Origin of the sequence: Ruegeria lacuscaerulensis, from assembly GCF_013034685.1 — a bacterium.
In the GTDB taxonomy this organism is placed as follows: Bacteria; Pseudomonadota; Alphaproteobacteria; order Rhodobacterales; family Rhodobacteraceae; genus Ruegeria; species Ruegeria lacuscaerulensis_B.
The window spans coordinates 1-9881 of record NZ_WQGO01000026.1; the positions used below are offsets into that span (position 1 = coordinate 1).

General features: G+C 53.0%; 6 protein-coding genes and 1 pseudogene. 6 read left to right on the forward strand and 1 reads right to left on the reverse strand.

Going from position 1 to position 9881, the window contains the following annotated elements:
• Window positions 1–1052 (reverse strand): annotated as a pseudogene (locus GOV80_RS22115) (DEAD/DEAH box helicase family protein); the annotation flags it as partial.
• A 475-nt stretch (window positions 1053–1527) separates the two neighbouring features.
• Here GOV80_RS22115 and GOV80_RS22120 point away from each other — a divergent pair.
• From GOV80_RS22120 to GOV80_RS22145, 6 genes are read left to right on the forward strand one after another with little or no spacing between them, the layout of a single operon-like run.
• Complete coding sequence (locus GOV80_RS22120) at window positions 1528–4272, forward strand: DNA methyltransferase (RefSeq protein WP_170787796.1); 2745 nt, start codon at window positions 1528–1530, stop codon at window positions 4270–4272.
• Window positions 4273–4316: 44 nt separating this feature from the next.
• A complete protein-coding gene (locus GOV80_RS22125; protein ID WP_170787797.1) occupies window positions 4317–5057 on the forward strand; it encodes a hypothetical protein in 741 nt (246 codons plus the stop codon).
• A gap of 48 nt (window positions 5058–5105) precedes the next feature.
• Window positions 5106–6155: an endonuclease NucS domain-containing protein gene (locus tag GOV80_RS22130; RefSeq protein ID WP_170787799.1), complete on the forward strand. Its 1050-nt coding sequence runs from the start codon at window positions 5106–5108 to the stop codon at window positions 6153–6155.
• Between the two features lie 19 nt (window positions 6156–6174).
• On the forward strand, window positions 6175–6516 hold the full coding sequence (locus GOV80_RS22135) for a BrnT family toxin (RefSeq protein WP_170787801.1): 342 nt from the start codon (window positions 6175–6177) through the stop codon (window positions 6514–6516).
• Window positions 6488–8692: a DEAD/DEAH box helicase gene (locus tag GOV80_RS22140; protein ID WP_237216010.1), complete on the forward strand. Its 2205-nt coding sequence runs from the start codon at window positions 6488–6490 to the stop codon at window positions 8690–8692. The genes GOV80_RS22135 and GOV80_RS22140 overlap by 29 nt, the downstream gene beginning before the upstream one ends.
• Complete coding sequence (locus tag GOV80_RS22145; protein ID WP_170787804.1) at window positions 8685–9854, forward strand: GIY-YIG nuclease family protein; 1170 nt, start codon at window positions 8685–8687, stop codon at window positions 9852–9854. Before GOV80_RS22140 ends, GOV80_RS22145 begins: the two co-directional genes overlap by 8 nt.
• Window positions 9855–9881 lie beyond the last annotated feature (27 nt).

The window sequence follows — 9881 nt, forward strand, 5'->3', positions numbered from 1 at the left end:
TTTGAACCAAGCAGCCCCCTGATCCGATCGGGAATGGCGCCATTCCTGACCCCCTTGTGATACACAACCAGCCAAGGCTCCTCGGGCTTGCTGTCGATCAGTTGGGCGACCTCCTGAGCCAGAGCTTCCCCGTTCTTCAACCACGCGCTCTTCCCTGACCCCTTGTCCATAACGTGGACAGTAAGGTTCCCGTAGCTCTTGGCTACTGAGGGCAGTCGCACGAGGTTCCCCAGATACTTCTCCCATAGCTCATAGGTCGCACGAACACGCCCAGAGGCGTCGAGGATCACCATGGGAGCCAGATCGTCTGGTATCGCGTCTCGGCTGTCGAGCGCAGTGATGACCCTGGAGGCATTGTTAGGCTTTCGCAGGAGAACGCATCGCCCTGAAAGAGCGTACAAGGCGTCGAGATAGGAGGCATGTCGTTGCTCCAGGCCCCGCCGGACCGACAATAAGCTGACCCCTGTGGTTGCTTCGACATCCGGCCAAGTACATGTCCCTCGACCACATGATGCTTCAAGCTCACCCTCCAGCTTCTCGATCAATTCAACCAGCGCCGGGTGTGAGTACCGCAGCGGATCACGTAAGGACGCAAGCTGATCCGCGTTGAGGGAGACCACCTCGCCGGGAAGTACCGCCTCGTCCCACACCCGGACAGCACGAACCTTGCCCTGATAATGGAAAACGCCAGCATCCCCGAAGCGACGGCCACGGCAGCGGTTCATGACCATGGCGTGAGTGGTGAACAGAACACGGGCCTCGCTTGGCCGTATAGAACTCAAACGGTTGAACTCTTCGTCAGAAGTCAGGATCGCGAAGTCAGCCACACTGAGGTTCATCTCCTCGACCAGGCGAGCAATCTCCTCCAGCCGGGAGACGCAGAGCAGGACCGCCACGCTGTCATGATGTCGAGACCTCAGGAGATGCTGAACGAAGTAGATCAACGTCGTGGTCTTTCCGACACCAGGATCAAGACTGGAGAGGACGAAGCTAGAAGGTGCTGTACCATCAGCCATAGCAGCCATAGCAGCGACGAGTTCTCGCAGTGCCATAGCGACATCCTGATGCGTAGGACCTCCTCCACGCCGAGCCAGTTCTTCCAGCAAAGAGTTGGTCGTGGTGTCAGCCAAGTCGCCTGAGCCATAGCTGGTACAATCGCTATAAAGAGGTCTTAATGGTGTTTGTACCACCGAGTCAGCCCCATGCCGCAAAGCACAAGCTGACCCAGTGGCAAAAGCAGATGCATGAGCCATGAGTAGGTCCTTGAAGTTAATGTTGTTGGAGGGGGTGGTCGAAGCCGAACTAGCTGCCGACAAAGCTGCAGATCATCGCGACGGTCGATCCTTCACAATGGTGGGGGACAATTCTGCAATGGCGGAACTTAATTCGGTTACCTTTGCAATCTGGCCACTACCCAGCAGGCCAACTTGAAGTTGTTTCCTCTCCAAACTTCACGCTATGTTGCTGCAAACAAACAAATTCGCCCTTCATTCAACTTGAGGCGATCATTCTCAGGAAACTCAAACCGTGAATGCCGTAGAGATCGAACAGGCCATTAGCGAACTAGCCGACCATCCTTACGATGCAAAGGAGTTCCCATACGCTTTCCTAGAGTGCTTCGACAACTCTGCAGCACGGTCGAAAAAGCTGCGAAAAGGCACATCGAACAAATCAGACATGGACGGTGTCCTGCAATCCGGGTCGATCCATATAAAGACCTGTGATCACGGTCAGGTTCCTGAAACCATCACTTCACTCAAAGAAAGCAAAGCCACGCAGACCAAACGCAACAAGGTTCGCTTTGTGTTGGCAACTGATGGCGTTCAAATCGAGGCTGAGGATTTGGTGTCGGGTGATGTCATTACCTGTACTTACGAAGACCTCCCCAACCACTTCGTGTTTTTCTGGCCGCTAGCTGGTCTGAGCAAGACCAAACAACTCAGCGAGTCCGAGTTTGATGTGCGGGCCACGCTTCGGCTCAACAAGCTCTATGTCACTTTGCGCTCGGACAACCCCGACTGGGGAACTCGCAGCCACGACATGAACCACTTCATGGCTCGTTTGATCTTCTGCTTCTTTGCTGAGGACACCGACATCCTAGTGGGAGAGAACCTCTTCACTGAGACTGTCAACACTTTTGCCGCGAGGGATGGCTCCAACACGCATGAAGTGATCAGCGAGATCTTTCGCGCGATGAACACACCGATCCAGGATCGTGCGTCGGCCAACCTACCCAACTGGGCCAACCAGTTTCCCTACGTGAACGGTGGGCTTTTCTCAGGCTCCACCGAAGTACCACGCTTCTCGCTCATCGCACAACGCTATCTGATCCAAATCGGTGGTCTGCCGTGGGACCAGATAAACCCCGACATCTTCGGCTCCATGATCCAAGCCGTTGCAGATGAGGAGGAGCGTTCCAAGCTCGGGATGCACTACACCTCTGTGCCCAATATCCTGAAGGTGCTGAACCCTCTCTTTCTTGATGACCTGCGCGTCCACCTGGACCGTGCGGGTGATAGCCCCGTCAAACTGCTGAACCTGCGCAAAAGGATGTCCAACATTCGGGTCTTCGACCCTGCCTGCGGGTCGGGTAATTTTCTGGTCATCGCGTACAAGCAGATGCGCGAGATTGAGCATCAGATCAATTTGAAGCGGGGCGAGGCTGACCGCGCATCTGACATTAGCATCCAAAACTTTCGCGGGATTGAACTGCGGGATTTCTCAGCCGAGATAGCCCGCTTGGCCCTGATCATTGCGGAGTATCAGTGCGACGTGCTCTATCGCGGTCCTCAAGTGGCAAGGGACACTTTCCTACCGCTCGATGCACGGAACTGGATCACCTGCGGTAATGCCTTGCGACTTGACTGGCTGGATGTCTGTCCGCCAACCGGCAAGTCAGTGAAGTTGACATCGGAGGACCTATTCGACACTCCGCTAGATCAAGCCGAGATCGACTTCGAGAACGAGGGCGGCGAGACGTATATCTGCGGGAACCCACCTTACCTTGGTTCGACATGGCAATCGGCTGATCAGAAGAGTGATCTGAAACGCATCTTCGACGGTCGAGTCAAAAGTTGGAAATCGCTCGACTACGTTGCGGGTTGGTTCATGAAGGCGGCCGATTATGCGCTACACACACCGACAGTCAGCGCCTTTGTAACCACCAACTCAATCTGTCAAGGGCAGCAGGTGCCGATCCTATGGCCTGCGATCTTTGCTGACGGGCATGAGATCACCTTTGCCCACACGTCCTTCAAATGGGCGAACCTCGCCAGTCACAACGCAGGTGTAACTGTTGCGATTGTGGCGATCACGAATGTGGTCGGGCGCGAGAAGCGGCTGTTCTCGATTGATGAGAATGGGGAGACGTTGGTCAAGGATGTGCCGAACCTAAACGGGTATCTGGTTCCCAGCAAAAACGTATCCGTTGGCAAAGCCTCATCGTCTGTCAGTGCGTTGCCCAAAATGACCTACGGCAACAAACCCGTAGACGGAGGGCACTTGTTGCTTGCCGCCGAAGAGAAGGCTCAAATTGCCGACAAGGAAGCCCTCAAGTTCATACGACCAATTGCGGGTAGCCATGATTATATCAATGGAGGGCTGCGTTATTGCTTGTGGATCGAGAGCGATGATTTGGTCGAAGCTATGTCGAGCGATTTCATTCGGGAAAGGGTGGAAGCGAACCGCGAGAACCGATTGGGAAGTCGAGACCAAGGCGCTCAAAAACTGGCTGAAAGAGCGCACCAATTTCGTGACGTTGTATCCGCGACGTCAGCCAGCATCATAGTTCCAAGACACTCTTCAGTTAACCGGGATTTTTTACCCGCTGGACTCTTACCGTCAGATACAATTGTCAATGACAGTGCTTTTGCTGTCTATGATGCGCCGCTTTGGACGTTAGCCCTTTTGGTGTCGCGACTTCACTTACAGTGGATCGCCACCGTCTGCGGCAAGATCAAAACCGATTACCGCTACTCCAACACCCTTGGCTGGAATACCTTCCCCGTCCCCAAACTCACCGAAAAGAACAAGGTCGACCTGACCCGCTGTGCCGAGGATATCCTGTTGGCCCGCGAGGCTCACTTCCCCGCGACTATCGCCGACCTATACAAACCCGACGCCATGCCTGAAAACCTACGTGCCGCCCACGACCGCAACGACGAGGTGCTAGAACGCATCTACATCGGCAGACGCTTCCGCAACGACACAGAACGGCTGGAGAAGCTGTTCGAAATGTATACGAAAATGACGACGCAGGTGCCGCAGCAATGACGAGTGTTTTTTGGATGTGGGAGCCTCGGCGCAAGAACCTAATTATGGAACATAGGTTCTACGTAGCAGAGGGAAAGAAACGCCTGACCGACCAGTTCTCGGATAGTGCAAAGCTTGTGCAAGAAGCCGATGAGTTCAGTCAAGCCTGGCTTGCGAAAGCTGGGCAGTATTTTGATCCTGATCGACACGATGAAGGTTTATTTTATGAGCAAGCTCAGGACGAAGGAATACAGTATTATCAGGCTCTTGATGAATTAGGGAACTCGGCCCGACTAGCGCTCATCTCTGGCATGTACCATCTTTGGGAAAAGTCACTGAGAGAATGGATGACTTCAAACGATTGCATAGGGTATTTTCAGCAAGGAGAACATCTCCCCAAGGCCATTTGGAAATCCAACTTTGCACAGGCTCTTGAAGTCTTTGATTGCAAAAAACTGTTCCAACAAGGTTGTGCAATCAGAGAAAGCCTCGACGTGTGTCGAATGGTGGTCAACACTTACAAGCATGGTGTGGGTCCGAGTGAGAAGGAGTTGAAAATCAAACGCCCAGAACTGTTTGACCAATATGGTTGGCGTTCCAAATCAAACAGTTCCAGCTTTACTGACTTCGCCGATTATACCGATCTGTACGTTGCTGATGGGAATATTGATGAGTTCTCCGATGCGATTGAGAAGTTCTGGAACGCCATCCCAGAACACATAACCGAAAGTGAGTTTCAACCAGTTCCCCAGTGGTTCCACAAAGCACATCAGAAAGATACCAATGGAGCGGTCAATGGGCGCTAGTCAATCTTCGTTTCTGTTAGTTGAGCGCATTGCTGAAAGGGGCCGTCGTTGACCCGTCTTTTCCAAATCAATGGCACCAATTTAATGCCCGCCAAGCGCAAGCCTTTAGACCTTGAGACCAAGATAGAGGCGTGGGTGGCGAATGACCTCACATTGATTGGGGTGGATGGCTTTGTCATCGGTCGCCAGATCGCGACGGATCATGGCAAGTTCATCGACATCCTTGCGATGGATGAGGATGGCAACCTCGTCATCATCGAACTGAAACGCGACCGGAGCCCTAGGGATATCGTGGCTCAGGTGCTCGACTACGCCTCATGGGTAAGGCGTCTCAGCACTGGTGATGTTCACGCTTTGGCAATGTCGCTCGATGTGCCGTTGGCCAAAGCCTACCGCGACCAGTTCGGCACCAGCCTTCCGCAAACTCTTAATGCTTCCCATCAAATGGTCGTTGTGGCCAGTGAGGTGGATGAAGGTACGAAGCGGATTATCGAATACCTGTCCGAAGAGCACGACGTTGGCATAAACGCGGCGTTCTTCAATGTGTTTGAGGCGGGAGGTCAGGAATGGCTAACAACCGATGCTCTGCTAGATCAAGAGGAGGTCAAGGACCGCGCCGTGAAGAAGGTGCAAGCCCCTTGGTCTGGATACTACTATGTCACCGGAGGGTCAGAGGAAGATCGCCCTTGGGCTGACCTGCGAGAGTACGGGTTCTTCACGGTCAGCGGAAAGCAGTTCTTCACGAAGCGCCTCGATCAGCTATCCGTTGGTGACAAGGTTTTCTATTACCAGAAGAAGAATGGGTACCTTGGCTATGGTCTGATCACTGCAGAGAAAGTTGCTGCAACTGATTATGTGCTTCCCGACGGACAGCCCTTGATCGACGCATTGCCCAGAGATTACCTGACTGAGAACGCGGGTGATCCTGACAACTGTGCCTACGTCGTTGGTGTTGATTGGCAGAAGACCGTGTCAGTGAACGACGCTCGTACATTCAGCGGCATCTTCTCTAACCAAAACGTTGTCTGTAAAATTCGCCACCAAGAAACCGCCGACTTTCTGAAGGAACAGTTTGGTGTTCGCGAGGATCACCAATGACCTTTTGCGAGTGCCCCTGATGAATGTGAAATATGACTTGATCCTGGACGACGGCAGCGGTGTTTTACCTTTTGAGTGGGATTCCAACAAAGACTCTGAAAACCAAAAGAAACACGGTATATCCTTCGAAGAAGCCGCTGAGATTTTTCAGAACGAAGTCCTCACGGCCGAGGACGACAGCGCCTACGGCGAACTGCGGGAAATTAGTTTTGGGCGCTTGGGTCCCGACGGACATGCTCCCTTGATCTTGTGCGTCGTGCACACAGATCGAGGTGGAGCGTACCGCTTGATCAGCGCCCGCAAAGCAACCTCTAGAGAACGGAGGGAATTCGATGTCCATTTCGAAAAAACGTATCACTGAAATCGAAGCGATCCGCGACGAAGACATCGACCTATCCGAGATGCCGGAACAGGGCGAGGATTTCTTCATGAAGTCGAAGAAGAAAAGGCTGGCCCCGAAAGTGCCACCAAAGGGTTTTGCTGAACCACGTGGGCGCTACCATGTGCCTTCTGTGACTGTGAACTACAAGCAAACGGGCCGCTCCACCACTTCCAACGAGCTGGGGATGCGGGCGATGCAGGAACGGGCTTATGAGAGACGGGGAGAGCAATACCTATTGATCAAGTCACCACCTGCATCGGGCAAGTCACGTGCCCTCATGTTCATCGCACTCGACAAGTTGGTGAACCAGGGGTTGAAGCAGGCCATCGTGGTAGTGCCGGAAAAGTCTATCGGGTCCAGCTTCAATGACGAACCGTTGTCAAAGTTCGGGTTTTGGGCAGATTGGTCGGTAGCCCCCCAATGGAACCTCTGCAACACCCCTGGTGGCGATGACGGCAAGGTTGGCAGTGTTGGAAAGTTCCTGGAAAGCGATGACAATACTCTCGTATGCACTCATGCCACGTTCCGCTTTGCCGTGGATAAGTTCGGGATCGAGGTGTTTGATGACCGTCTGATCGCCGTGGATGAATTCCACCATGTAAGCGCCAATCCTGACAACAAGTTAGGCGCTCATCTTGGCCAGTTGATTGCTCGAGACAGAGTGCACATTATTGCGATGACGGGCAGCTACTTCCGCGGCGATGCAGAGGCCGTTCTGTCCCCTGAAGACGAGGCCAAGTTCGATACAGTAACATACACCTACTACGAACAACTAAACGGGTATGAGCACCTCAAGACGCTCGACATAGGGTACTTCTTCTACACGGGTTCGTATGCTGACGATCTGCTTGCTGTACTCGACCCTACTGAGAAAACGATCCTGCATATTCCCAATGTGAATGCTCGTGAGAGTACAGGAGACAAACATAAGGAAGTCGATCACATTATAGATGCTTTGGGAGTGTACCAGGATACAGATCCTGTGACGGGGTTTCATTTGGTCAAGACGCCGGAAGGTCGAGTGATCAAAATCGCTGATCTGGTCGAGGATGATCCAGCAAAGCGGGATCGGGTGTCCCGAGGGTTGAAGGACCCTGCACAGAAGACTAACCGCGATCATGTTGACCTGATCATCGCCCTTGGAATGGCCAAAGAAGGGTTCGACTGGATTTGGTGCGAACATGCCTTGACGGTGGGTTACAGGGCCAGTTTGACAGAGATCGTGCAGATCATCGGAAGGGCCACGCGGGATGCTGAGGGCAAAACGCATGCGCGTTTCACCAATCTGATCGCTGAGCCTGATGCATCTGAAGGAGCTGTGACAGAAGCGATCAACGACACACTCAAAGCCATCGCTGCCAGTTTGCTTATGGAGCAAGTCTTGGCCCCACGGTTCAATTTCAAGCCAAAGACAGCAAGTTCCACTGCAGAGCCGGGGTTTGACTATGGTGAGAATGGATATGACCCCGAAACGAGCAACATCGGTTTCAACGAAGAAACCGGTCAGTTTCAGATCGAGATCAAGGGTTTAACCGAGCCAAAAACAAAGGAAGCGGAGAGAATTTGTCAGGAGGACCTCAACGAGGTGATTACCGCCTTCGTGCAGGACAAACCCGCCATTGAACGCGGCCTCTTTGATGAAGAACTTGTGCCTGAGGAACTCACCGTCATGCGGATGGGAAAGATAATCAAGGACCGATATCCGGAGCTTGAAGAGGGGGATGTGGAGGCTGTACGGCAACGGGCCGTAGCAGCAATGAATCTGACTCAACAAGCCAAGAAAACACTCCTGGATGACGAAGAAAAGGAACCATCCGCAAACACGGCACTTATCGATGGTGTGCGCAAATTCGCCATGGATGTGCGCGACCTTGATATCGATCTGATCGACTCCATCAATCCCTTCGGCGAGGCGTATAACATACTCGCCAAGTCTATGAATGAAGAGAGTCTTCGTCAGGTTGCTTCCGTTATTTCGGCGAAACGAAGCCCGATCACGCCTGAAGATGCGATCACTTGGGCCAAACGGGCCAGCCGTTTCAAAAGGGAGAATGGCAGAGCGCCCTCTGTGACCGCTGCCGATCCCTTCGAGAAACTTATGGCTGAGGGCGCGACGGCCTTCATGCGCTTCCGCAAGGAGGGCCGCTATGAGTGATGATCTAGATGCACTAGCCGACGATCTGGCGGAATTTGATACACCGGATAAGCCAGCAAAACGGTCACCAGTTGAAGAACGCTTGATTGCAGGTTTTGAAGACATTCTGAGGTTCTATGAGCGTGAAGGGCGTGCTCCAAAGCACGGAGAGGAACGCGATATCTTTGAACGCCTTTACGCAGTGCGCCTGGAACGTTTGGCTGCAAACTCTGAGGCTCGGTCATTGCTGGAACCCATGGATACTAGCGGTTTGCTTGCCAGAGCGAGCGCGTCACTCGATGACGAGGATGCTGTCGATTTGGACGGTCTTGCTGCCGACCTAGCGGATATTGAAAACGCAGTTGGCGATCTCACTCAGCTAAAGCACGTTCGGCCCGCCGCCGAGAAAAGAGCAGCGGAAGAAATCGCCAACCGAGAAACGTGTAGGGACTTTGACCGTTTCAAGCCGTTGTTCGAGAAGGTCCAGTCTGACTTGGATGCGGGTTTACGGACCACACGGCCTCCTGAAACAAGCGCGGAGATCGAGGCAGGACGCTTTTACATCTTGTCAGGCCAAAAAGCTTACGTCGCGGAGAAGGGTGACCTGTTCAAACAGGACTACGGTGACTGGGACGCCCGGCTGCGTGTTGTGTTTGACAATGGTACCGAGAGCAACCTTCTGATGCGATCCCTGCACCGTGCAATGAGCAAGGATGCAACAAGTCGTACGATCAGTGACCCAGTTGCAGGTCCGCTATTCTCGAATGCGACCGTTGACGGTGATGAGGCCAGCGGGATCATCTATGTTCTTCGTAGCAAGTCGAAATTGCCCATTGTCGCAGAGAACCGAGACCTGCTCCACAAAATCGGTGTGACTGGTGGAAGCGTTGAGCGTCGGGTTGCTAATGCCAAGTTGGACCCAACTTTTCTGATGGCAGACGTCGAAATCGTAACGACCTATGAGCTTTACAACATCAATCGAGTGAAGTTAGAGAACCTGCTTCATCGTGTCTTTGAAAAGGCACGGCTCGAGATCGAAATCAAAGATCGATTTGGCCATCCAGTAACTCCGAGAGAGTGGTTCTTGGTGCCTATTTTTGCCATTGACGAAGCAGTCGAGAAGATTAGAGACGGTTCGATCAAAGGGCTGAGTTACGATCCGGAACAAGCTCGGCTTTCCTAGCCAGAGGTTCCACCGACTCTGAAATAT

Bases quoted from the DNA above. Each gene is read 5' to 3' on its own strand.
- GOV80_RS22140 (WP_237216010.1), top strand. From the start codon at position 6,488: ATGTCCATTTCGAAAAAACGTATCACTGAAATCGAAGCGATCCGCGAC.
- GOV80_RS22145 (WP_170787804.1), top strand. From the start codon at position 8,685: ATGAGTGATGATCTAGATGCACTAGCCGACGATCTGGCGGAATTTGAT.
- GOV80_RS22125 (WP_170787797.1), top strand. From the start codon at position 4,317: ATGGAACATAGGTTCTACGTAGCAGAGGGAAAGAAACGCCTGACCGAC.
- GOV80_RS22135 (WP_170787801.1), top strand. From the start codon at position 6,175: ATGAATGTGAAATATGACTTGATCCTGGACGACGGCAGCGGTGTTTTA.